At 60.2% G+C, this 23,471-nt stretch carries 17 protein-coding genes and 2 pseudogenes; 11 read left to right on the plus strand and 8 right to left on the minus strand.

Going from position 1 to position 23,471, the window contains the following annotated elements:
- The 4 genes and pseudogenes from AWB65_RS15710 to AWB65_RS15725 all read right to left on the minus strand — a co-directional run.
- Positions 1-136: pseudogene (locus tag AWB65_RS15710) on the minus strand (electron transfer flavoprotein subunit beta/FixA family protein); the annotation flags it as partial.
- Between the two features lie 34 nt (positions 137-170).
- A complete protein-coding gene (locus tag AWB65_RS15715; protein WP_087668039.1) occupies positions 171-1,310 on the minus strand; it encodes an acyl-CoA dehydrogenase family protein in 1,140 nt (379 codons plus the stop codon).
- 12 nt (positions 1,311-1,322) lie between these two features.
- Positions 1,323-2,531, minus strand: a complete 1,209-nt coding sequence (locus AWB65_RS15720) for an acyl-CoA dehydrogenase family protein (protein ID WP_087668040.1) — start codon at positions 2,529-2,531, stop codon at positions 1,323-1,325.
- Positions 2,532-2,569: 38 nt separating this feature from the next.
- The gene (locus AWB65_RS15725; protein ID WP_087668041.1) at positions 2,570-4,696 is read right to left on the minus strand and encodes a 3-hydroxyacyl-CoA dehydrogenase NAD-binding domain-containing protein; all 2,127 of its coding nucleotides are present in this window, start codon (positions 4,694-4,696) and stop codon (positions 2,570-2,572) included.
- Positions 4,697-4,817: 121 nt separating this feature from the next.
- Here AWB65_RS15725 and AWB65_RS15730 point away from each other — a divergent pair, with 121 nt between their 5' ends.
- From AWB65_RS15730 to AWB65_RS15775, 10 genes are all read left to right on the plus strand, one after another.
- Positions 4,818-5,732 (plus strand): LysR family transcriptional regulator, encoded by a 915-nt coding sequence (locus AWB65_RS15730; RefSeq protein WP_087668141.1) that lies wholly within the window; start codon positions 4,818-4,820, stop codon positions 5,730-5,732.
- Between the two features lie 446 nt (positions 5,733-6,178).
- Entirely contained in the window at positions 6,179-7,612 is a 1,434-nt protein-coding gene (locus AWB65_RS15735; RefSeq protein ID WP_087668042.1) for an aldehyde dehydrogenase family protein, read from the plus strand.
- A gap of 58 nt (positions 7,613-7,670) precedes the next feature.
- Positions 7,671-8,894, plus strand: coding sequence for a CaiB/BaiF CoA transferase family protein (locus AWB65_RS15740; protein ID WP_087668043.1), 1,224 nt, complete (start codon positions 7,671-7,673; stop codon positions 8,892-8,894).
- A gap of 107 nt (positions 8,895-9,001) precedes the next feature.
- Positions 9,002-10,543, plus strand: coding sequence for an acetolactate synthase large subunit (locus AWB65_RS15745; RefSeq protein WP_087668142.1), 1,542 nt, complete (start codon positions 9,002-9,004; stop codon positions 10,541-10,543).
- A gap of 756 nt (positions 10,544-11,299) precedes the next feature.
- Entirely contained in the window at positions 11,300-12,208 is a 909-nt protein-coding gene (locus tag AWB65_RS15750; RefSeq protein ID WP_087668044.1) for an NAD(P)-dependent oxidoreductase, read from the plus strand.
- 80 nt (positions 12,209-12,288) lie between these two features.
- Positions 12,289-12,744, plus strand: coding sequence for a cupin domain-containing protein (locus tag AWB65_RS15755; RefSeq protein ID WP_087668045.1), 456 nt, complete (start codon positions 12,289-12,291; stop codon positions 12,742-12,744).
- 152 nt (positions 12,745-12,896) lie between these two features.
- Complete coding sequence (locus AWB65_RS15760; protein ID WP_087668046.1) at positions 12,897-13,193, plus strand: DUF1330 domain-containing protein; 297 nt, start codon at positions 12,897-12,899, stop codon at positions 13,191-13,193.
- An 82-nt stretch (positions 13,194-13,275) separates the two neighbouring features.
- Positions 13,276-14,046, plus strand: coding sequence for an SDR family NAD(P)-dependent oxidoreductase (locus tag AWB65_RS15765; RefSeq protein WP_087668047.1), 771 nt, complete (start codon positions 13,276-13,278; stop codon positions 14,044-14,046).
- A gap of 256 nt (positions 14,047-14,302) precedes the next feature.
- Positions 14,303-15,142 carry an IclR family transcriptional regulator gene (locus tag AWB65_RS15770; RefSeq protein ID WP_087668048.1) on the plus strand — a complete coding sequence of 280 codons (840 nt, stop codon included), beginning with the start codon at positions 14,303-14,305 and terminating at the stop codon, positions 15,140-15,142.
- Between the two features lie 452 nt (positions 15,143-15,594).
- Positions 15,595-17,799 (plus strand): OsmC domain/YcaO domain-containing protein, encoded by a 2,205-nt coding sequence (locus AWB65_RS15775; protein ID WP_087668049.1) that lies wholly within the window; start codon positions 15,595-15,597, stop codon positions 17,797-17,799.
- 506 nt (positions 17,800-18,305) lie between these two features.
- Here AWB65_RS15775 and AWB65_RS15785 read toward each other — a convergent pair.
- On the minus strand, positions 18,306-19,985 hold the full coding sequence (locus AWB65_RS15785; protein ID WP_087668050.1) for an ABC-F family ATP-binding cassette domain-containing protein: 1,680 nt from the start codon (positions 19,983-19,985) through the stop codon (positions 18,306-18,308).
- A 238-nt stretch (positions 19,986-20,223) separates the two neighbouring features.
- Between AWB65_RS15785 and AWB65_RS37850 the strand changes: the two are divergent.
- Positions 20,224-20,475, plus strand: a pseudogene (locus AWB65_RS37850) (helix-turn-helix domain-containing protein); the annotation flags it as partial.
- A 211-nt stretch (positions 20,476-20,686) separates the two neighbouring features.
- Here the strand turns inward: AWB65_RS37850 and AWB65_RS15800 are convergent.
- From AWB65_RS15800 to AWB65_RS15810, 3 genes are read right to left on the minus strand one after another with little or no spacing between them, the layout of a single operon-like run.
- Complete coding sequence (locus tag AWB65_RS15800; protein WP_125474140.1) at positions 20,687-21,163, minus strand: hotdog family protein; 477 nt, start codon at positions 21,161-21,163, stop codon at positions 20,687-20,689.
- Positions 21,164-21,207: 44 nt separating this feature from the next.
- Positions 21,208-22,335: a CaiB/BaiF CoA transferase family protein gene (locus tag AWB65_RS15805; protein ID WP_235007634.1), complete on the minus strand. Its 1,128-nt coding sequence runs from the start codon at positions 22,333-22,335 to the stop codon at positions 21,208-21,210.
- Between the two features lie 57 nt (positions 22,336-22,392).
- Complete coding sequence (locus AWB65_RS15810; protein WP_087668053.1) at positions 22,393-23,385, minus strand: ketopantoate reductase family protein; 993 nt, start codon at positions 23,383-23,385, stop codon at positions 22,393-22,395.
- Between the last annotated feature and the right edge of the window lie 86 nt (positions 23,386-23,471).

Below are 23,471 nucleotides of genomic sequence, written 5' to 3' on the forward strand. Positions count from 1 at the left end.
CTTCCTCGACAGCAATCTCATCGAACGGGTTCATCGACATCTTCACGTTCGCGATATCGACGCCGCTGCCGTCCGATCTCACGCGGACCTTGACGTTGTAGTCGACCACTCGCTTCACAGGCACAAGAATCTTCATTTCCGCTTTCCAGTTCGTTTAGCGCGACATGCGCTCAAGACATCAACGCCCGCCCCAACTCGATATATCGCGCAAGATGGTGATCCTCGTCGCCCAGTTGATGGTCGATCATCACGAGGCGCTTTGAGTAATGAGAGAGCGGCAGCTCCCACGTCATCCCTATGCCGCCATGCAACTGGATCGACTCTTCAGCGACCAGCGCACCAATGCGTCCAATTGAATACTTCGCCGCCGACAGCGCACGCTCACGCTCGATGCCTTCGCCACCGACGGCCGCAGCCGCATTGATTGCCGCCGAACGCGCCTGTTCGATCTCCAGCAGAAGATCCGCCATGCGATGTTGAAGCGCCTGAAACGTCCCGATGGGCACGCCGAACTGCTTGCGCGTGCGCAGATATTCAAGCGTATGTTCCTTGGCGACGTCCATCGCGCCAACCGCTTCCGAAGCAAGCGCGACGAGGCCATAACCCACTGCGTGCGCAAGCGTCGGGAAACCAGCGCCTTCGGTGCCGACGAGGGCATCGGAATCGAGTTCGACGTTTTCGAGCGACACCTCCGCCGCCCGCCCGCCGTCGATCTTGCGATACCCACGCACCCGCATGCCTGGCGCATTGCGCGGAACCAGGAAGAGCGAAATGCCCGCCTGATCGTGCTCGCCGTTCGACGTGCGCGCCGACACAAGCAAGATATCGGCGTGCTCGCCCTGCTGGACGACACCTTTCGCACCGTTCAGCACCCAGCCGTCGGCACGCCGCGCGGCGCGCGTCGTGACTCGCGCGAGCTCGTAGTGCGATCCGGGCTCGTCATGAGCGAACGCCGCGATCTCGGTCCCCTCGATCATTCTCGCGATGATCTCGCGTTGCGTGTCGTTGCCTGCCCGTCCAAGCGCGCGCCCGACGATCAGCGCATCGAGAAACGGCTCGACGACGAGCCCGCGCCCGAGCGCCTCGAACACCACGGCGATATCGAAGCCATCCCCGCCGAAGCCGCCATCGGACTCTTCGAAGAAGGCGCCGACGATGCCGAGCTCGCAGAAACGCTGCCACTTGTCCCTGCTAAACCCTTCCTGCGAGCGCGCGATCCGGTCCCGGGCTTCGAATCCATACTGTTCGGCGATGAACCGGTTGAGCGAATCCGCAAGCATCCGGCGGTCGTCAGTGTGCTGAAAGTTCATGGTGCGAATCCTTTAGAGCCCGAGAATCATCTTTGAGATGATGTTCTTCTGAATTTCATTGGCGCCGCCAAAGATGGACAGCTTGCGGTTGTTGAAGTACTGCGCGGCCGCACTCGATGCATCCTCGGGACCGACCGGCGCGCCGTCGTAATCTTCCTCCAGCGCTTCCTCGATGTACGGCTGAGCGTACGATCCCATCGCACGGCGCAGGAGCGACGAGATCTCCTGACGGATCTCGGTGCCGCGAATCTTGAGCATCGAACTCTCCGCGCCCGGGACGCCTCCGCCCGCCACCGCCGCGATCACACGCAAGTTCGTCGTTTTCATGTTCTCGAGATCGATCTCGACCCGCGCAATGCGGGCGGCGAACAACGGATCGTCGATGAGCGGGCGACCGTTGCATTTCACCTTGCTCGCCACCGATTTCAGGCGATTTAACGCCGCCACCGAAAAACCCACGCCCGCGATGTTGGTTCGCTCGTATGTCAGCAGATATTTGGCATAGGTCCAGCCCTTGTTCTCCTCGCCGACGAGGTTGTCGGCGGGAACGCGCACATCGGTGAAGAACACCTCGTTGACTTCGTGCTCTCCGTCGAGCGTGATGATCGGACGGACCTCGACGCCGGGCGTGTTCATGTCGATCAGCAAGAAGCTGATGCTCTCCTGCTTGCGCCTGTCCTGCGCCGTGCGTACGAGGCAGAAGATCATGTTCGCGTACTGCGCAAGCGTGGTCCACGTCTTCTGGCCGTTGACGACGTAGTAGTCGCTACCGTTCTCCGTCGTGCGCACGGCCGTCGTTCGCACCGCCGCCAGGTCGGAGCCCGCGCCCGGCTCCGAATAGCCCTGACACCACCAGTCGGACCCATCGAGAATGCGGGGCAGCCACCGGCGCTGCTGTGTTTCGCTGCCGTACTTGATGAGTACCGGCCCGAGCATGTTCACGCCGAAAGGCACAATGCGCGGCGCGCCGGCAATCGCGCATTCGTTTTCGAAAATGAACTTCTGCACCGGCGTCCAACCCGGACCGCCATGTTCCTTCGGCCAGTGATTCGCGAGCCATCCTCGCGCGTTGAGAATGCCGTGCCATTGCGCCATGTCTTCGCGCGTCAGGTGCTTGCCCGAATGTACTTTTTCCGCGATGCGGCCCGGCAACGAGGTGCGAAGGAAGTCCAGCACTTCGGCGCGAAACGCTTCTTCCTCGGCGGTAAATTTCAGATCCATGACTGATGCTCCATCCAGAGTGTGACGACGGCTCGATCTCAAGCCGCCCGATTCAGGCTTGCGAAGTTGGCTCCGCGTGCGACCAGCTCCACCAACAAGGGAGATGCGCGCCAGAAAAGCGGATCGTCCTTCGCGAACTCACGGATATCGGCCAGCACCGAATCGAGCCCGAACGTATCCGCGTAGTGCATCGGACCTCCGCGATAGCGCGGAAAGCCGAAGCCGTGAATCAAGGTTGCATCCACATCCAGAGGACGCAATGCGATGCCATCGTGGACCACGTTCGCGCCCTCGTTGATCATCGCGGCCATGTAGCGGCGCACGATCTGCTCGTCGCTGAACACGCGCGGCGCGACGCCCGCCCGCTCACGCTCGGTAGCGATGATCAACTCGACCTCGGGGTCCGGCTTGCCGATGCGCGCGCCTTCGTCATATCGGTAGAAGCCGCGACCGGTTTTCTGGCCGAACCAGCCCCGTTCGCATAGCTCGTCGGAAATGCGCACATAACGCGCATGCGGATCGCGAGTTAAAGCACGACGCTTGCGCGCTGCCCAGCCGATATCGCCGCCCGCGAGGTCGATGACCTGATACGGGCCCATCGGAAATCCGAAGTCGCGCACGGCCTTGTCGATCTGATACGGCGATGCGCCGTCCTCCATCAGATGGTCCGCCGCCGCTCGATAAACCGCGAGCATCCGGTTGCCGATAAAACCGTCGCACACGCCCGCCCGCACACCGACCTTGCGCAGCTTCTTCGCGAGGTCGAACGCGGTCGCGACGACATCGGCGCTCACGCGCGGGGGCACGACGACTTCGAGGAGCTTCATGATGTTTGCCGGCGAGAAGAAATGCAGGCCCAGCACATCGTGCGGACGCGAAATGCTTGCGGCGATTTCATCGATGTCGAGATACGACGTGTTGGTCGCGAGCACGGCGCCTTGCTTGCACGCGCGATCGAGTTCGGTGAACACCGCCTTCTTGACCGCCATGTCTTCGAACACGGCTTCGATGACGATATCGGCGTCGGCGAGCGCATCGTATGACGTGTCCCCGTGGAAGCACTGGAGCGCCCGCGCTTTCGTTTCCTGTGTCAGACGGCCCTTTCCGATCAGACCGTCGTACACTTTTTCGACGTGCGCGCGGCCACGCTGCAACGCGTCGCCGTCACGTTCGATCATCGTGACCGACAGACCGGCGTCCAGCAGCGCAACGGCTATCCCCGCACCCATCGTGCCCCCGCCCACGACGCCGACCGAACGAATCGGGCGCGATCGGGCGGCCCGCGTTTCGGGCGACTTCTGTACTTCGCGCTCGGCAAAGAACGCATGCACGAGCCCCGCGCGCTGCGGGCTGTCGGCGCATTCGAGGAATTGCTCGCGCTCGAACCGCAGACCCTCCTCGAATGACAGGTTCGCCGCGGCTGCCACGCAGTCGATGATCTTCATCGGCGAAAGCAGGCCGCGTGTTTTTTTCTGCGTGTTGGCGCGTGCGGCGGCGATCGCGGTAGCGCTCGCTTGCTGGTCCGCAAGTCCGCGCGCATCCCTCGTGCGGCGGGGCGCGGCCTGCGTCGCGATCAGCTCGTGGGCATAGGCCAGCCCTTCGTTCAACACGTCAGCGCTTTGCCCGACGCGATCGACGAGACCGAGCCGCAGCGCCTCCTGCGCATCCACATGGCGCCCGCTCAACATCAGCGACAACGCAGATTCGGCACCCACGAGGCGCGTCGCGCGCTGTGTGCCTCCCGCGCCGGGCAACAGCCCCAGTTGAACCTCCGGCAGTCCGAGCTTTGCGCCCTCGACAACGATCCGGTAGTGCGAAGCCAGCGCGACCTCGAGGCCTCCCCCGAGCGCGGCGCCATGAATCGCCGCGACGACAGGCTTGCCGCAAGCCTCGATACGATTGCATACGTCAGGCAACGCGGGTGGCTGCGCCGGCATCCCGAATTCGCGGATATCCGCACCGGCGATGAAGTTCCGACCCGCCCCCACAATCAGGACAGCGCGCACCGACGGATTGACTTCCGCGGCATCGATCGCTTCGATGAGGCCACGCCGCACCACGGAATTAAGCGCATTGACGGGCGCATGGTCGATCGTCACGACAAGGATATTGCCGCGCAGTTCATGCTCGACGGTCGCGGATTCGGGCGCACTCAACAGCGTCATGGATGCAGTCTCCTGATTGATGTTCGTACAACGTGTCCGTATTCTCAAGGGGACAGTCATCCTTGACAATTACATAGACCGTTGACAGACTGTCAAACGGCTTATGACAATCGAGACGATCTTGGACGTCAACGGACTGATCCTTCTGGTCGAAATCCTCGACGCGGGCAACCTGAGCGAAGCGGCGCGGCGTCTCAAGATGAGCCGCGCCAATGTCAGCTATCACTTGAGCCAGCTCGAGAAAGCGGTCGGCTTGCAGCTCGTGCGGCGGACCACGCGCCGCGTCGAGCCGACCGAGATCGGCCTGAAGCTCTACGAGCACGGACGGTCGATCCAGAACGCGCTGGTTGCGGCACAGGAATCGGTGTCGACCCTTGGCCAGCGGCTTCAGGGACGGGTTCGACTCTCGGTGCCGAGCGGCTACGGTCAGCTCGTCATGTCGGAATGGCTGATCGCCTTCAAGCGCGAGTACCCCGATATCGTGCTGGAGGTGATGTTCGAGAATCGCGTCGAAGACCTGATGCGCGACGAGGTGGACATCGCCGTGCGCGTCATGTCGGAGCCGCCGCAGAGTCTCGTCGCGCGCGACATGGGGCCGGTCCGCTATGTCGCCTGCGCCTCGCCGGCGTATGCCGCGCAGCACGGCATGCCGACGCAACTCGAAGGGCTGCGGATCGCACCGGTCATCACTGCGACCGTTGTGGGGAGGCAGACACGCGTCGCCGCTTATCTCGACGACGAACGTCATGAAGTCCTTCTCGAACCGACCCTCATCTCGGAAAACTTCCTCTTTCTGCGCGACGCGATCCTCGCCGGGCTGGGCGTGGGCCTCGTGCCGGACTACGTGGTCATCGAGGACATGCGTCGCGGCGACATCGTGACGGCGCTCGATGAATGGCGGCTCAGTATTTTCGGCACGAACATGTACATGCTCTACATGCCGAATCGCAACCACACGCGCGCCACCATGGCGTTTATCGACTTCGTGCTCGATCAGGCTCATCAGGCGGGACGCGGGCGGGTTTCGACGCGATAGCGTTGCAAGTGCGAAGCGCCGCCGTCGCGGATTCACCGGCAGCCAGAACCCTACCGAAAGACGGCCCGTCCACCACGAGCCAACGACGCACGCGCCTTCGCGGCGGATGACCTGCGCGCGCTGGGAGTCTGCGCTGCGTGGCCTTCGTCGCCGGAGCTCCGTCGGCTCGGATGCTGCGACGGGCCAACCATCAATCTAATAAAAGCGCTTTCGGTTCACATTGCGGATCGTAGGCGAACCAAAAGCATTTCTCGACCTGAAGCGGAAACTGGAACGCCCTTTTCCATACTCGGCGCGATCAAAATTATCCTATAGACAACTAATACACCCTATTTACAAACCTACGATGGCGCGCTACCGTTCACTAACAGGGTGATTTTTCATTCGATCTGAACGCCAGACCCGGACGAACTTGCCCATTCCAATACCGGAGACAGAGACAAATCGTGCTTGATAAGAAACAGTTTTATATCGGCGGGACGTGGGTCGCGCCGCTTGCCGTTCGCGAGTTTCGCGTTATCGATCCTTCGACTGAAGAGCCGTGCGCTGTGATCTCCATCGGCGAAGCGGCCGATGCTGATCGTGCGATCGAAGCGGCCCGTTCGGCATTCGAGGCTTGGTCACGTACCGCGCAGGCTGAGCGTCTGCGTCTGGTGGAGCGACTGCTCGACATCTACAAGCGGCGCGCGCCGGACATGGCAAGAGCAATCAGCCTGGAAATGGGTGCGCCGGTCGATCTGGCTCTGTCCGAACACGTCGGCGCCGGTGCCTATCACATCCGGAACTTCATCACGGCGTTTCGCGACTTTCGGTTCGAGCGGCCCCTCGGACCGCACGCGCCGAACGATCGCATTCTGATGGAGCCGATTGGCGTGGCGGGCCTGATCACGCCGTGGAACTGGCCGATGAACCAGGTGACGCTCAAGGTCGTTCCGGCTTTGCTGGCCGGATGTACCACGGTGCTCAAGCCGTCGGAGATCGCGCCGCTGTCTTCCATGCTTTTCGCGGAGTATGTCCATGAAGCGGGCTTCCCGGACGGAGTGTTCAATCTCGTGAACGGCGACGGGATCGGCGTGGGCGCCCGGCTGTCGTCGCATCCCGATGTCGACATGATCAGCTTCACCGGGTCGACTCGCGCCGGCATCGCGATATCGAAAGCGGCCGCCGAATCGCTCAAGCGCGTGGCGCTCGAACTCGGCGGCAAGGGCGCCAATCTGGTTTTCGCGGATGCGGACCCCGAAGCCGTGAAGCGCGGCGTGCTCCATTGCTTCAAGAACACCGGGCAAAGCTGTAACGCGCCTACCCGCATGCTCGTCGAGCGCTCCGTTTATGAACGGGTTGTCGAGGAAGCCAGAAAGATCGCGGAGAGCGTGTCCGTCGATGCGGCGCACGCCCCCGGCACGCACATTGGCCCGCTCGCGTCCGAGGCGCAGTTTCAGCGAGTGCAGGAGATGATCGGGAAAGGCATCGGCGAAGGCGCGCGCCTCGTTGCAGGAGGACTGGGCCGTCCAGAAGGCCATGAGACCGGCTATTTCGTGCGCCCTACCGTGTTCGCCGACGTCGATAACGGCATGGCACTCGCGCGCGAGGAAATCTTCGGGCCGGTCCTCTCGATCATCCCGTTCGACAGCGAAGAGGAAGCGATCTCGATTGCCAACGATACGCCTTACGGCCTGTCGAACTACGTTCAGTCGATGGACGGCGAGAAGCGCAATCGCGTCGCTTCACGACTGCGCTCCGGCATGGTCGAGATGAATGGCAAACCTCGCGGTGCAGGCTCGCCATTTGGTGGCGTCAAGGCATCCGGCCGCGCCCGCGAAGGCGGCGTCTGGGGAATCGAAGAGTTCCTGGAAGTCAAGGCTGTCTCGGGTTGGGCGTGAATCCGCCCGCCCGTCGTGATGCGACGGTTCGACGGAAGCTATTCAGAGGAGAAAGGTGATGTCCAAAGCACTATCTGGCGTACGGGTGCTCGACTTGTCGCGAGTCCTGGCCGGACCGTGGGCTAGCCAGACGCTGGCCGATCTGGGCGCCGAAGTGATCAAGATCGAGCGGCCCAAGACGGGAGACGATACCCGAGGATGGGGCCCGCCCTACCTCAAGGACGTGCAGGGCAACCTCACCGACGAGGCCGCCTACTATCTGGCAGCCAATCGTGGCAAAAAGTCGGTGACGCTAAACATTGCGCATGCCGAAGGTCAGGCCATCGTGCGAAAGCTGACGCGCGAGGCGGATGTGTTCATCGAGAATTACAAGGTCGGAGACATGGCGCGGTACGGGCTGTCGTATGAAGACCTCCGGGAGATCAACCCCCGTCTTATCTACTGCTCGGTCACCGGATTCGGACAGACGGGACCGCTTGCGCCGTTGGCCGGTTACGACTTCATCGTCCAGGCGATGGGCGGGCTCATGAGCATCACCGGCGAGCGCGACGATCAGCCCGGCGGCGGGCCGCAGAAGGTCGGCGTTGCCTTCGCCGACATCATGACGGGCATGTATTCGACTGTTGCGATCCTCGCTGCCATCGCGCAGCGCGAGAAGACCGGCACGGGCCAGTACATCGACATGGCCTTGCTTGATGTACAAATCGCCACGATGGCGAACATGAACCTGAATTACCTCGTTTCAGGCACGACGCCGAAGCGCCAGGGAAACGCGCATGCGAACATCGTTCCTTATCAGGTCTTCGACGCCAGAGACGGGCAGATGGTGATCGCCGTGGGAAACGACAGCCAGTTCGCAAAGTTCTGCGAGATCGCCGACTGCGCCCACCTTTGCGCCGACCCGAGGTTCGCTACGAATGCGGGTCGTGTCGCGCATCGCGACACTCTCATACCGCTTCTTGAAGAAGTGATGCGGACGCGCTCGGTCGAACAATGGACGTCGCAACTCGCTTCGATCAGTGTGCCCGCAGGGCCGATCAACAGCATCGCGCAGGCCTTTGAACATCCGCAGGTCAGGCATCGGGAAATGCGGATCGATATTCCGCACCCGTTGTCGGGCACGGTTCCCAGTGTTGCGAGCCCGATCCGCATGTCCGACTCGCCAGTAGCGTACGACAAACCGCCTCCGACACTGGGGCAACACACCGACGAGGTTCTCGCCACGCTGTGTGGCCTGACCGAAGACCAGATTCACGCACTTCGACGCGATGCGATCATCTAGGCATGGTCGGAACCCGCGTCGCTGACCGCGCAACCTAAATCTCAGTCAGTCCGGACAATGGCTTTGCGATTTGCCGGGCGAACTTTTGAAACCAGAGAGAGTACATGATGAATGGCGCTGAAAGTCTCGTGACAACGTTGTTGGAGTCAGGGGTCGACACCTGCTTTGCCAACCCTGGAACCAGTGAGATGCATTTCGTCGCCGCCCTCGATCAGATTCCGGGAATGCGCTGCTTGCTGGGTCTTCAGGAGAATGTCGTGACCGGCATGGCAGATGGCTACTACCGCATCGCCGAGAAGCCCGCGAGTACGCTGTTGCACTGCGGGCCGGGCCTCGCAAATGGCTGGGCGAACCTGCATAACGCGCGACGCGCGAGGAGCGGTATCGTCAATATCGTGGGCGATCAGGCCACGTATCACCACCCCTACGATGCACCACTGACGGCGGATACGGCCGGTCTCGCCGGCGCTGTGTCGCAATGGGTTCGCACCAGTACGCGCTCCGCCGATGTCGGCCGTGACGCTGCCGCGGCAGTCGCTGCGGCCCGCACTGCTCCAGGCCAGATTGCCACCCTGATCCTTCCTTCGGACACGTCGTGGGACGCGGGTGGGGTGGCCGCGCCCGCCCTCCCCGTACCGACGACGCCAGTAATCGATCCATTTGCCGTGGAAAACGCTGCGCGAGTGCTGCGTCAGAACAAGAACGTCCTGATTCTTCTAGGGAATCGCGGCGCGCTGCCGAAGGCGCAGGCGCTGGCCTGGCGAATCGCGAGTGCAACCGGTGCGACCTTGAAATACGATTACGTGAACGGCCGGGTGGCGCGCGGTCGCGGTCGCTTGCCGATTGAACGCGTGCCGTACAACACCGATCAGGCTATCAAAGTGCTGGAGGCCTTCCAGCATATTATTCTGGTCAATGCGAAGGCTCCGGTTGGATTCTTTGCGTACCCCGGTCGGCCTTCGATCCAATACTCGGCCACGGCTCAACTGCACCATTTGTCCCGTTCCGATCAGGACCCGGAGGCCGCACTTCTGGCGCTCGCAGAAGCACTGAATGCACCGATCGTGGACATGCCCAATCCCGGAGCAACGCCCACGGTCGTCCGTGGCGCCCCGACGCAAGAAGGCCTCGCACAGACCCTGGCGGCTTTGATGCCGGAGAACGCCATTGTTTCGGACGAGAGTATTTCCTATGGCCGCGGCTTCTACAAATTCACGCACGCGGCGGCCCCGCACGACTGGCTGCAACTGAGCGGCGGCGCCATCGGTGACGGCCTTCCAGTGGCAACCGGCGCAGCCGTAGCGAGCGGCGGTTCACGACGAGTGATCAGCCTGCAAGCCGACGGTTCGGCGATGTACTCGCTGCAATCGTTGTGGACGCAAGCTCGCGAAAAACTGCCCTGCACTACGATCCTGCTCAGTAACCGCAAGTACAACATCCTGATCGGTGAGTACGAGAATGTCGGCGCAACGCCGGGGCCCACGGCCATGAGCATGCTCGATCTGTCGAACCCCGATCTCGATTGGGTCAAACTCGCGAACGGCATGGGCGTCGAAGCCGCGCGCGCAACAACGCTCGAGGAATGTGCGGACCTGATGAAGCAGAGCTTTCGTCAGAACGGTCCCTTTCTGATCGAATTGCTCATTTGACGAGGGGTTCAGACGCTGATCCCCTTCTACTCGGCAGAAGACCGCCGGGGTCCGCGTCGCAGCTTTATCGAAAAGGTCCCCGCGCAGGCGCTATCTAGGCACTTTGTCCGGGGACAGCACGATGTTCGCCAGCACACCTTACGCAAGCGAGAGCCGTGGAAAGCGCGTCGTGACGGCGTACTCGCTCGCGTCGGAGGTCGCTCTCGTCGAGCGCGGGATCAACTCTCGGCAAAACCACTTCCTTCTCCTGATTCCTTACTCCCTTACGAGGCGATAGCGGTCGTGTAGCAAGCTTCTGCGCGCCAATTCGCCGCGAGCCGCTCGTTGATTGCCTCGCCTACGCGGCCTTGGAAATCTGCTTCTGTACCTGGTTTATCTAGAGCCGTCGCAGTTCATCCATTCGCGGCTTCAAACGCCTGCTCTGTCGGCCATATTCAGGTTATCCACGCATTTGAATCGGCTTGCGTTTTTCATGCCGCCGGTATTAGGGAGCGCTTCAAGAGTCCGGCTCTCGAAACCACCGTCTCCGTAAGGACCTGCCTACACGCCCGATATGCCTGTATCGGAAATCCATCGTCAATGCGTCATCGAAGGCGTAAGCGGTGCTCATCAGCGCGCCACTCACGGACCCTTCCAGGTGTTGCACTGCGTTTACCCGAATTTCCCTTTGGATAATGCGTTGTATATTAGACAACATCAACGCTACACGGTGTCGCTGCAAAAGCGAATACCGTGGCAAGACAAGGAGACATACGAATGAATGCGTCGACGCACATTGGCTTTCTTGGCCTGGGGAACATGGGGGCTGCGATGGCCCTCCGGCTCCTTCACCCCGAGTCACAGCTTCACGTCTTTGACCCGAATCCAGACGCCGTTGCGCAGCTCGTTGCAGTTGGAGCCATCGCTCACGCGAGCCCTCGCTCGGTGGCGGATTCAGCCTCTGTCGTGATGGCGTGCCTGCCGAGCAGCGCGGCATGCGAAGAGGCCATCTTTGGTCAAGATGGCGTTGCGGCAGGAAGATTGATGCGCACTTACGTCGAAATGTCGACGATTGGCCCGACTGCCATCGTCTCGATTGCGAACAGACTTTCGCAGAAAAATATCGGCACCATTGATGCACCCGTAAGCGGCGGCCCCGCCGCCGCGCGTGCCGGTGCACTCACGATCATGTTGTCAGGCAACGGTGACGACGTTGCGCGAGCCACTCGATGGCTCGGGTTTATCGCGAAGAAAATTCACAGGCTGGGCGATCAAGCCGGTCAGGCTCAGGCTATGAAACTGGTCAATAACATCATGCTGGCGGCCAACATGGCTGTCGCATCGGAGGCGCTGGCGATAGGCGCTAAAGCAGGGCTGAACGCCGATGTCATGAGCGAAGTGATCCGGTCAAGCACGGGTCAAAGTGCCGCCGCCGACATTCTCGCCCGTTGCGCGCTCACCGGAGCATTCGATTTTGGAGCGCATCTTTCGATTGTCGCAAAAGACGTCGAACTGGCAATCGCCGAGGCGCGTGCGTTAGAGGTTCCAGTTCCGGTGCTGGACGAAGCGAGATGTCTCTGGAAGACAGCGATCGAACAAGGTCGCGGACGCGACGATTTCACCTCGATCCTCAAAATTGTCGAAGAGCGAGGGGACGTCCTCGTTCGCGGAGCAATGCAGCAGTGATTCGGTGAAAACTAGTGGACCATTTCTCCACGAACATACACGCGCACAAATCTCATACTTGTAAAACTACGGAGCAGACAATGGATTCCGACAGCGGGAAACTCAAACCTTCGGAAGCAGTCAACGTTGACGGCGACCTCATGGGAAAACTGGCTTACGCTACGGCGGAAACCGCGCCGCTAGTGCCAGGCCGTCGAACATTTTTCAAGTATCGGGACCTCGGAGTCTCCGACGCTTCGAACGGCCGGCTGCGAGCACAGGTGACTGTGGCGACAGGTGAAATGCAGCAGACAGGCTGGCACTATCACCTTTGCGAGTCGCAGTTTTTCTATACCCTTCGCGGCTGGGTAGACCTCCTGTTTGAAGGCGGACGCGTCATCCGGGTGGGCGCCGGAGAATCGCTCCATATTCCTGGTGGTCTCAAACACAATGAGATCGCGATATCCGAAGATTTCGAGTTTCTGGAAATCTCGGTGCCCGCGAAGATGGGAACCGTCGCATGCGATCCCCCCGAAAATTCCGCCACAGTCGTGTGATCTTGAGCGAGTCGCTCGACGCTTTGTCCAGCGACGTGCTTAGGCCGACCGCGTGATCTTCCATCCGCTCGCCATCAAAAGCTCACGGCAATCACCAGACACGAAAACCGGTAGATGTACAACTCAACCCTAGTACGAGGCAAGTTTCGAAAATGACTAAAGGCTACATCTTCGCAGAGGTAACGGTCCATACGCCCGGAGCGGAATGGGAAGAATACAGTCAGAAGGTTCAAGCAACGCTGGACGCTTATGGCGGCGTATTTCTAGTCCGTGGCGGCGCCAAAAATGTGGTGGAAGGGGATGTCGGCACCGGCACGATCGTCATACTCGAATTTGCGAGCCTTCAAAGAGCAGAAGAGTGGTACGCGTCGACAGCCTATCAACAGATAGTTCCTCTTCGCCTCGGCAGTGCAGACACTCGTATAGTTTGCTTGTCGGGAACACGCTGAAGTCCGGGCATGACACACGTCCCGTGCGGCGCTCCTAACGAGCCCGCATCGCCGAAAGTAATTGAAATTCTCAGGGATATGCATGAATGCGATAAATGGTCGACTGGCCGGAAAGGTGGCCTACATCACGGGCGCTGGCGCGGGCATCGGGCGTGCCGCGGCGGAACTGTTTGCTCGCGAAGGTGCAACCGTGATCATTGCAGAGTTCAACTCCGATGACGGCGAAGCAGTGGCTGAGGCAATCAATGGCAAGGGCGGAAAGGCGCGATTTTTTCGTACGGATGTCACGAACGAAGAGAGCGTGCGCGAATCGATCGACGCGGCCATCGGGTTTGCCGGTCGCATCGACGTGCTTTATAACAACGCTGGCGGATCGAGCGCGGTCGATGCACGGGTGACTGACTGCCCCGCCGAAGAGTTTTGGCGCGCGGTCAAGCTTGATCTGTTCGGTACGTGGATCACCTGCAAGTATGGCATCGCCGCAATGATGAAGAGCGGTGGCGGTTCGGTGATCAACAGTTGCTCGGTCTTCGCGCTTGTCGGTACGCGCGGCAAAGACGCCTACACAGCAGCTAAAGGCGGAATCTCCTCGATCACACGCTCGATGGCCGTGGAATATGCGGCCCATCGGATCCGCGTCAATGCGCTCGCGCCAGCGGTAACAAAGACAAATCGAGTGCTCGGTCTCATCGAGATACAGCCCGACGTGATGGCGAAAACCAGCGAACGACAGCTTCTCGGTTTGGTCGAGCCGGGCGAGGTCGCGATGACAGCACTCTTTCTGGCTTCGGAAGAATCGCGAACGACAACGGGCCAGGTCTTCGCAGTCGACGGAGGATTTTCTATCTCGTGATGATGACCACGCTGACAGCCGTTTCTTAGCGCGTCTGCTCATCATCGTGTATTCAGCGTATAGAGCATTGCCAACGCGTCCCGTCTTCTCGCCGTTAACACCGCGTGCTAAGATCAAGCGCCTATGCCGGTGACTGCTCAACGGGCAGCAGGGTTGCAGCCGCAAAGGCGAAAACCGGCGAAGGCCTACGCTAACTTCACGATCCACTGTTCCCGCTGGTCCGCGGCCGAAGGATGTCACCGAGGCATCGACGACATTGACAGAAACGAAAAAACGAGGCAAACGGTCGCCAACCGAGCCTGCAGACGACCTTTCTACGGAAGCAACCGTCCAAACCAGCGGACGTCGCCGTATCCAGTCGGCTGACAAGGCGACCGAGGTTCTTCTCGCGCTCGTCGAGGCCGGGCAGGCTGCGCCGTTGAAGGATTTGGCGCGCGCGGTCGATATGCCGAACAGTCTCGCGCATCGTTATCTGGCAAGTCTTATGGCGAGCGGTCTAGCGGTTCAAAACGAAATCACCGGTTTATATGATCTCGGCCCTACTGCGCTGCGCATCGGCGCGTCGGCGCTTGGGCGTCTGGACCCGCTGCGCCTCGCGAGCGAAGCCATGCCGCAATTGGTCGCCAACACGGGGCTTCCTGCCCTGCTCAACGTGCTCGGGGACCGCGGTCCCGCCATCATCCGCTGGGAGCGCAGTTACCTTCCGTTCGTGACCACGCTCGCAGTGGGCTCCGTATTTCAATTGACGAATTCGGCGACCGGACGCACATTACTGGCGTTCACGCCTTCTCGAATCAGAGATCATCTTATTGAGCTTGCCGCGAGCAAAAACATGGAGCAACCTCCCGCCAAATTGCTTGAGCGTCTCGAGAAAATTCGCAAGCGCGGATACGATGAAACTGAATCAGTCCTCATTCCTGGTCTTGCTGCAATCAGTGCTCCGATACTCGACCTTCAGAATGAAGCGGTCGCGTGTTTGACCTTGATAGGCGCGAGCGCCGATGTTTCGCGCGTCAAAGCGAAAGCGATCCAATGTTTGTTAGAGACAAGCATGAGCGTTTCGCATGCGTGCGGAAGCAGCTTGAAGTTCCTCTGATACCAGCGATTTTTGTCGCGGTCCGTGAAGCCGGTTTTAGTACTACGCGGGCATCTACGCAGTAGTATCGCCCTGCGACGCCGTTGAGCCCTGCCGCGCAATTCCTCCATAGCCGTTCGAATCGGGACCGAGGACCGGATCGGTCCCGATCCGCGAGTCCTGCTGTAGTCACTATCGAACCCAAGCGTCGCGCGTCGCGTATCATCGCAGTAAGGTGTTGCTGTTAAAGGTGTCTGCAAACCATGTTCACGGTTTTTGGCGAGAACCGGCTTAGCCCCGACAGGTAGAGCCAGGAGTCCGGATTGCCAATTCTGTCATCCGTTGCGTTTCATCGGACAGCATTAGCGCTTCAATGGCCACCGCTAGGAACATTAGCGATCTGCTGCTGCAACTTTCACCGGTGACGGAGAAAAGCGCGCATATTATTTTAAGCACGAATTTTAGGACCCGACATGGAAATCAAAGTCAATTTTCTCGATAAGCTACGCCTTGAAGCCAAATTCGATGACTTCACGATAGTGGCCGACCAGCCTATCCGGTATAAGGGCGATGGCTCGGCGCCGGGTCCCTTCGATTATTTTCTTGCCTCATCGGCTTTGTGCGCAGCTTACTTTGTGAAGTTATACTGCGTAAATCGCAATATTCCTACCGAAGATATTCGCCTGTCGCAGAATAATATTGTTGATCCGGAAAACCGGTACCAGCAAATCTTCAAAATTCAGGTTGAGTTGCCACCAGAGATTTCGGAAGCAGACCGCCGAGGTATTTTGCGCTTCATCGACCGTTGTACGGTGAAAAAAGTGGTGCAAGCCGGACCCGAGTTTGTCATTGAAGAGGTAGAAAACCTGGATGCCGATGCCCAGTCGTTATTGACGTTGAACCCGGCTTCCGATGCCAGCACCTATATTACGGGTAAAGATCTTCCGTTAGAGCAAACCATAGCCAATATGTCGGGCGTTCTGGCGGACCTGGGCATGAAGATTGAGATCGCTTCGTGGCGCAATATCGTTCCCAATGTGTGGTCGCTCCATATACGCGACGCGCACTCGCCGATGTGTTTTACCAATGGCAAGGGCGCGACCAAAGAAAGCGCGTTGGCGTCGGCGCTGGGAGAGTTTATCGAGCGCCTGAATTGCAACCATTTCTATGGCGGCGCATTTTGGGGCGAAGACATCGCCAATGCCACGTTTGTACATTACCCGAGCGAGCGCTGGTTCAAGCCTGGCCCCAAGGATGCGCTGCCGGCTGACATTCTGGATGCGCACTGCCTGGAAATTTATAATCCCGATGGCGAGTTGTGTGGCTCGCATCTGTACGACACTAACTCCGGCAATGTGGAGCGCGGCATCTGTTCGCTGCCATTTATGAGGCAGTCGGACGGCGAAGTGGTGTATTTTCCGTCCAACCTGATCGAAAACCTGTTCGTCAGCAATGGCATGAGTGCCGGCAATACGCTGGCTGAAGCGCAGGTGCAATGTCTGTCCGAAATTTTCGAACGGGCTGTAAAGCGTGAAATTCTGGAAGGTGAAATCGCATTGCCCGATGTGCCGCACGAAGTGCTGACGAAATACCCTGGCATTCTGGCCGGGATTCAGGGATTGGAAGAGCAGGGTTTTCCGGTGCTGGTAAAGGATGCGTCGCTGGGTGGGACCTACCCGGTGATGTGCGTCACATTGATGAACCCGCGGACAGGTGGTGTGTTTGCCTCGTTCGGCGCGCACCCGAGCTTCGAGGTGGCGCTGGAACGGAGCCTGACGGAATTGCTACAGGGCCGCAGTTTTGAAGGCCTGAACGATTTACCTCAGCCGACCTTTGTCAGTAACGCGGTGACTGAACCGAATAACTTTGTTGAGCACTTCATTGATTCCAGCGGTGTAGTGTCGTGGCGCTTTTTCAGCGCCAAAGCGAATTTCGAGTTTGTTGAGTGGGACTTTTCTGGCCGGGGTGAAAACTCCAATGCAGACGAATCCGCAACGTTGTTCGGAATTCTCGAAGACATGGGCAAAGAGGTTTATACGGCGGTGTATGACCAACTGGGCGCAGTAGCCTGCCGGATTCTAGTGCCCGGTTATTCGGAAGTTTACCCGGTAGAGGATTTGATTTGGGATAACACAAATAAGGCGCTGTTGTTCCGCGCCGATATTTTGAACTTACATTGCCTGGACGATGCCGCCCTTGCAGCAATGCTTGAACGATTGGATAACAGTGAACTAGACGAGCACTCCGATATTGCCACATTGATCGGCATCGAATTTGACGAGAATACGTGCTGGGGGCAGCTGACAGTTCTCGAGTTGAAACTGCTGATTCATCTCGCCTTGCAGCAATTTGAGGCGGCGCAAGAACTGGTGGGAGCCTTCCTGCAATACAACGACAACACAGTCGAGCGCGGATTGTTTTACCAGGCCCTGAATGTGGTGCTGGAGGTGCTGCTCGATGACGAACTGGACCTGGAGGATTACGCCGTCAACTTCTGTCGGATGTTTGGCAAGGCCCGGATGGACGCGGTAATGGGGTCAGTGGACGGCAGCGTGCGCTTCTATGGCTTAACGCCAACGAGTATGAAACTGGAGGGTCTCGATAGGCACCACCGCCTGATCGACAGCTACAAAAAACTGCATATGGCGCGGGCCAGTGCGGTGGCTACAGCGAGTTAGGGTTACAACAACGGCTGGGTGCGATGATGTCGTTCATGCCCTGCTACCCTGCTCCAGTTTTCACCCGGTCGCGCGTTTGCTCGGTGATCTCGAATTGCACCGGCAGCCGCGTTTTCTGCTGCATGACAGTCGCGCGAGGCGCTACCCGGGTACTAAGGCAGACGTCTCGCAAGCGCAACTTTGTCAGGGCGCACGCTCGTAGCGTGCTATCGGTCGCCAGATTGAACATCGCCAGATCACGGGTTTTCGCGCTCAATCGCAGGCGGATTCGAATGGCGCAGATTTCCTTGCGCGTCAGCGCGCGACATTTGCCCCGTTAGCTAGTTCTTGTTCCGTAGAACATGAGGCACGGTCTTGCTGACTATCGCTTCCATGACGAACTCCTTTTCGAGTGAAGGGGAATCAGTCGGCGCCAATTTATGATGGGCGTGCCCGACCCAAAGCGGCCCTCCGACCCGATGCGAGCGCTGTGGCAGCTTCCAAAATGGAACTGCCAGAGGCCCATCTCAGGCGATGATCTTCTGCTCCCCGGCAGCCTGCTCGCGCATGCGACGGGCTTCGTCGCGCAGGAACTGCTGGTAATCGTCCAGATCGCCGTCGAAAGGCTCGACGCCACCCTTGGTGACGAGCCAGAACTCGTCACATACCGCGCGCAGCAGGGACCGGTCGTGACTGACCAGCATTACCGTGCCTTCGAATTCGTTGAGTGCCATGCCTAGCGCTTCGCGCGTGGCCAGGTCCAGGTGGTTGGTAGGCTCGTCGAGCAGCAGCAGGTTGGGCCGCTGCCACACGATCATGCACAATACGAGCCGCGCCTTTTCGCCGCCGCTCATCGTGCCGACCGCCTGATGGACCATGTCACCACTGAAGTTGAAGGTGCCGAGGAAGGTGCGAAGCGATTGTTCGGTGCCACTCTGGCCCGGGGCACGCATGTTCGCCGGCGTGTCCTTGGCAAGGCGGATCATGTGTTCCATCGGCGTGTCGAGAGGCCGCAGAACGTCGAGTTCCTGCTGTGCGAAGTAGCCGATGTTCAGGCCTTTACCTTCGCTGATTTCGCCAGCAATCGGCGCCAGCGCGTGCGCCACCGTCTTCACCAGCGTGGACTTGCCCTGACCGTTGGCACCCAGAATGCCAATTCGCTGTCCCGCCAGCACGGATCGGCTGATGCCCCGCACGATGACCGTTGGCGGCGTGCCAGACGGTGCGTCGGTCGGCGCCGGGTAGCCGAAGCTCGCGTCCAGCATCGACAACAGTGGGTTCGGGACGTTGAGCGGCTCCTTAAACTCGAAGTTGAACTCTGCGTCGGCGAGCACCGGTGCGATCTTCTCCATGCGTTCGAGCGCCTTGACCCGGCTTTGCGCCTGCTTTGCCTTCGAAGCCGTCGCCTTGAAACGGTCGATGAATTTCTGCAGGTGCGCGATCTTGTCCACCTGCTTGGCCATCGCAGCCTGCTGCAACACCAGTTGCTCAGCACGCATGTCTTCAAACTTGCTGTAGTTGCCGCCATAACGCACAAGCTGGGCGTTATCGACATGCACCGTCACCTGCGTCACCGCGTCGAGGAATTCGCGATCGTGGCTGATCACTACCAAAGTTCCTTGATAGCGCTTGAGCCACGCTTCCAGCCAGACCAGCGCGTCGAGGTCGAGGTGATTGGTCGGCTCGTCGAGCAACAGCAAGTCGGACGGGCACATGAGCGCGCGCGCCAGCTGCAGTCGCATCCGCCAGCCGCCGGAGAAACTGTTGACCGGCTGGCTAAGCTGCGCCGCACTGAAGCCAAGACCCAGGATCAGCGCCTGGGCACGTGCGGGGGCATCATGTGCACCGGCGTCGTGCAGGGCCATGTAGGCGTGCGCCATGCGCATGCCGTCGTCGCCGGCCTCAGCGGCGGCTACTTCGGCCTGCGCGGCCAGCAGTCCGGTGTCACCCTCGATAACGAAGTCGGTCGCACTCTGCTCGGTCTCCGGCATCTCCTGCGCGACCTGGCCCATCTTCCATGCAGCGGGAATCGAGAACTCGCCGCCGTCTTCGTGCAACGTGCCGTTGAGAAGGCCGAAGAAGGATGACTTGCCGGCGCCATTGCGACCGACAAGGCCAATTTTTTCGCCGGGGGTGAAGGTGACGGACGCGCGGTCGAGTACGACATTGACGCCACGGCGCAGCGTGACATTACGGATGGAAATCATAGGGCGCTACTTCGGGGAGGATAGGCATGATAGCTCACTGGCCGTACAGGGCTGTCTCTTTTCTGGCCGCTGGAGTGAAGAGCCGCTTGCGCTTTGAGGAGCCCACCGGCCACAAGAGAGGCCGCACGGGCGCATCGGGTGTTCCTGTGCGGGGCCAGGAGCAGACGTTGCGTGACGGCCGATCCGACGTCAAACTCTCGGGTTGGGCCAAACGGCAAACCGGTAATTCCAAAACCAGCCGCGAGTTTTTTATCGGCGAGCGTTTCTAGCCGAGACCGATCTGCCGCCGGCCAAAGCCGTTGAGCAGTTCCGGCTTGAGGCGGCGCGGTTCATGATTGAACAAGGGCGCCCACACCATCAACGTGGGTGGCAAATAAAACGGGCTTTGCAGACCGGGAGCGCATGCGCCGCGCATTCTTGCGAACCTTCGGCGTACCCGCGGATGTATTGCGCGCGGAACGCGCGGACCGAACCGGTCGATGGCAGATAAAGATTACCTTTGCTCGGTCTGTAACCGCAGGCGGCCGAAGCAAGGAGCCTGCGGTCGGTCACATGCCGGCTAAGTATCATCCGAAGCAAGGGGAAGCGCGCGGGTCTGCGCGGCAATAGGCGCCCCGCAACGCTGTAGAGCCGTGCTGCACATCGCAAAATAGGACCCGCTGCGAGTCATTGATTTTCGTACATGCTTCCTTCTTCATCCGTCACACGTTTCGATTCGTCCCGACAGCCGGCTCCAAGGCACGCGACGACCGCATCAACCGATATGCGACCTCGCCGTCCAGCACCGGCTCTCGCGCGGCATCGCACTCCATCTCGCAGTGCAGAGTGAGTCGCGCGTCCTCCCCGGTTGCTTCGAACGATTTCAACCTGACGGAGAGCCGAATACTGGAACTCGCCGGGACCTGCGCGCGAAAGCGAAGCCGATCAATTCCGCAGACCCGGGCCGGCCCGATATCTTCCAGCAGGTAGATGTCGCGAAGCATCGGGATCATCAGGCATAGCGGCACATAGCCATGCGCGACGCTCCCGCCGTCGTCGACGAGCATCACGTCCCTGTCATCGGTCACCGAAGCGAACGCGCGAAGCATCTCGGGACTGACCTCCACCCAACTGCTCTTGCCCAGATCGAAGCCCACGTAGGCCCGGACTCCTTCGAACCCTCTCAGCATGATCGGCACGTCGACTCCTCGTATCGTTGTTTGCCTGATCGCCAGACGAAGCGTCAGTCCATCAGCAACTCGCCGTTGCTCGCGCCGAGCGTCGGCGCCGGCTGCCGGGGTTTCAGCAGGTGGCCGTTGAACCGCGCCGGATAGCGGATCGCCCGAATCGCTCCGGAGGGCGTCTGCATCTGCGAGTAGAGCTCGTTATGCGCGACTTGCGGGTCGCTCAGATGCGCATACGGTTCGTTCACCGGACCCGCCGGCACGTCCAGTTCGCGGAAGCGTTCGAGCCATTCGGCAGTGGTCCGGTCCTTGAGCGGTCCGGCGACCCGTTCGAAGAACGTATGAGTCATCGCCTTGCGATCCGCGATTTGTTTGATCTCGTCCTTCCATTCGGGATGACCGATTGCATCCAGCGTCCTGCTGAGCTGCTTGCCCGTCACGGGCGAGAGCACCAGATAGCCGTCCTTGGTCGCGAGCACGGGCTGCGGGGCGAGCGTCACTGCGGCTTCGTCATCGACGAAGGTCCGGTTATGGAACATGTCCGGGAAGTTGTAGTAAGACATGATGTCGAGCATTGATGTCTCGAGATGAATCGCCTTCTGCGACTTGTCACGAGCGATGATGCCGGACAATGCCATCTGCGCGGCGAAAACCGCCGCGACCTTGTCGGCGAGAAACGTGTTCGTCGCGCGCGGCGTGCCGCCCGCCGCCTCATAGCTCAACAGGCCGGTGCGACCCTGAATCAGCGCGTCGAACGCGGGCTCCTTCGCGAGATCGCCGTCCGGCCCGTAGCCCGTGATCGAAAGCTGAACGATGCGCGGATTCAGTTCGCTCAGTTGCTCGAAGCTCAGGCCGAGCGACGCCGAAACATGCGGACGCCAGTTCTCGATGTAGAGATCGGCGTCGCTCAAGAGCGCCCTGAATCGCGACAGATCCTCGGGCGACTTGAGGTCCAGTGTCACGCTTCGCTTGCCGCGGTTCGAATTGGTCCATACAGTGCCGACGCCTTCCCAACTATGCCCGAAGTTGCGATAAGGATCGCCCGACGGAGGTTCGACCTTGATCACGTCCGCCCCCAGATCGGAAAGCATCTGCGCGCAGAACGGTCCTGAAATATAGCTGCACGCTTCGACGACTTTGTAGCCTTCGAGCGGACGCCGGAAAGATTCGGACGAACGGGATGTCATCGATGCTGCTCCTTCGATCGGTTGAATGTGATGCACGCGCCGGAAGCGCGATGAGAGTCAGGTTTGGCGCGCTGCCGCTGCCCTCGAAGCGCGAAGCCGTGCGATGGCGAGAACGGAATCGAGCATGGGCGTCGGCATGCCGGCAAGCTCGCGCACGGCGTCCAGCGATTCGCTGAGCGCATCCAGTTCGAGCGCGCGCCCGGCTTCCAGGTCTTGCAGCATCGACATCTTGTGATGCGTCGCGCTCAAGGTCATGGCGATGCGCTTGTCGGGATCGGGACCGATGGCAATGCCGAGTCGTACTGCGAGCGCATCCGCTTCGCGCATCATCCCCTCGATGATGGGAACGACATCGCCCGCGTCGCGCATTTCGCCGAGCGTTGCCTGCGTCAACACGGCGACCGGATTCCAGCACAGGCTGTTGACGAACTTGATCCAGATCGCGGAGCGGATGTCGTCACTTACCTTCGATGCGATGCCGCTCGCGCTCAACAGTTCGCTCAGGCGACTCGCCCGCGTCGAACGGCTGCCGTCCAGTTCGCCGAGCGGACAGCCGGCCTTGGCGCCGTCCTGTGCGATCACACCCGGTTCGATCGAATGCGCGCCGATCCAGTACACGCAACCCAGCACCTGCTGCGGCGGCAGCGCAAGCCACTGGCGTCCAACAGGATCAATAAGGCGCATCTGCCGATTCTTCAGTTGCCCGGGCGCTTCGTGGAAGAAGTAGTAGGGAATGCCCGTCGTAGGAGGAAGCACGACGGTTTTGTGGTCCATGAGAGATTGGATCTGTTCGAGCGCACCCTTGACCTGATGCGCCTTGAGCGTGATGAACACATAATCCTGCACGCCGAGTTCGCGCGCATCGGAGCGCGCATCGACGCGCACGCTGAACGTCTCGGCGGGCTTGACGACACGGATACCGTTCGAGCGGATCGCATCGAGCGTCGCGCCGCGCGCCACCACGCTGACTTCGCACAGTCCGGCGCGCGAGAGATGACCCGCGATGTATCCGCCAATTGCGCCGCCGCCGAAAATGCATACCTTGAGCATCGTGCGTTTTCCCGCTGACCGTCATTGAAGGTCCTGCACCTTTCGAAACGCGATGCAGGACGACGTGTTGATGGGCAGACGATAAG

The sequence above is a fragment of the Caballeronia humi genome (assembly GCF_001544475.1).
Lineage (GTDB): Bacteria > Pseudomonadota > Gammaproteobacteria > Burkholderiales > Burkholderiaceae > Caballeronia > Caballeronia humi.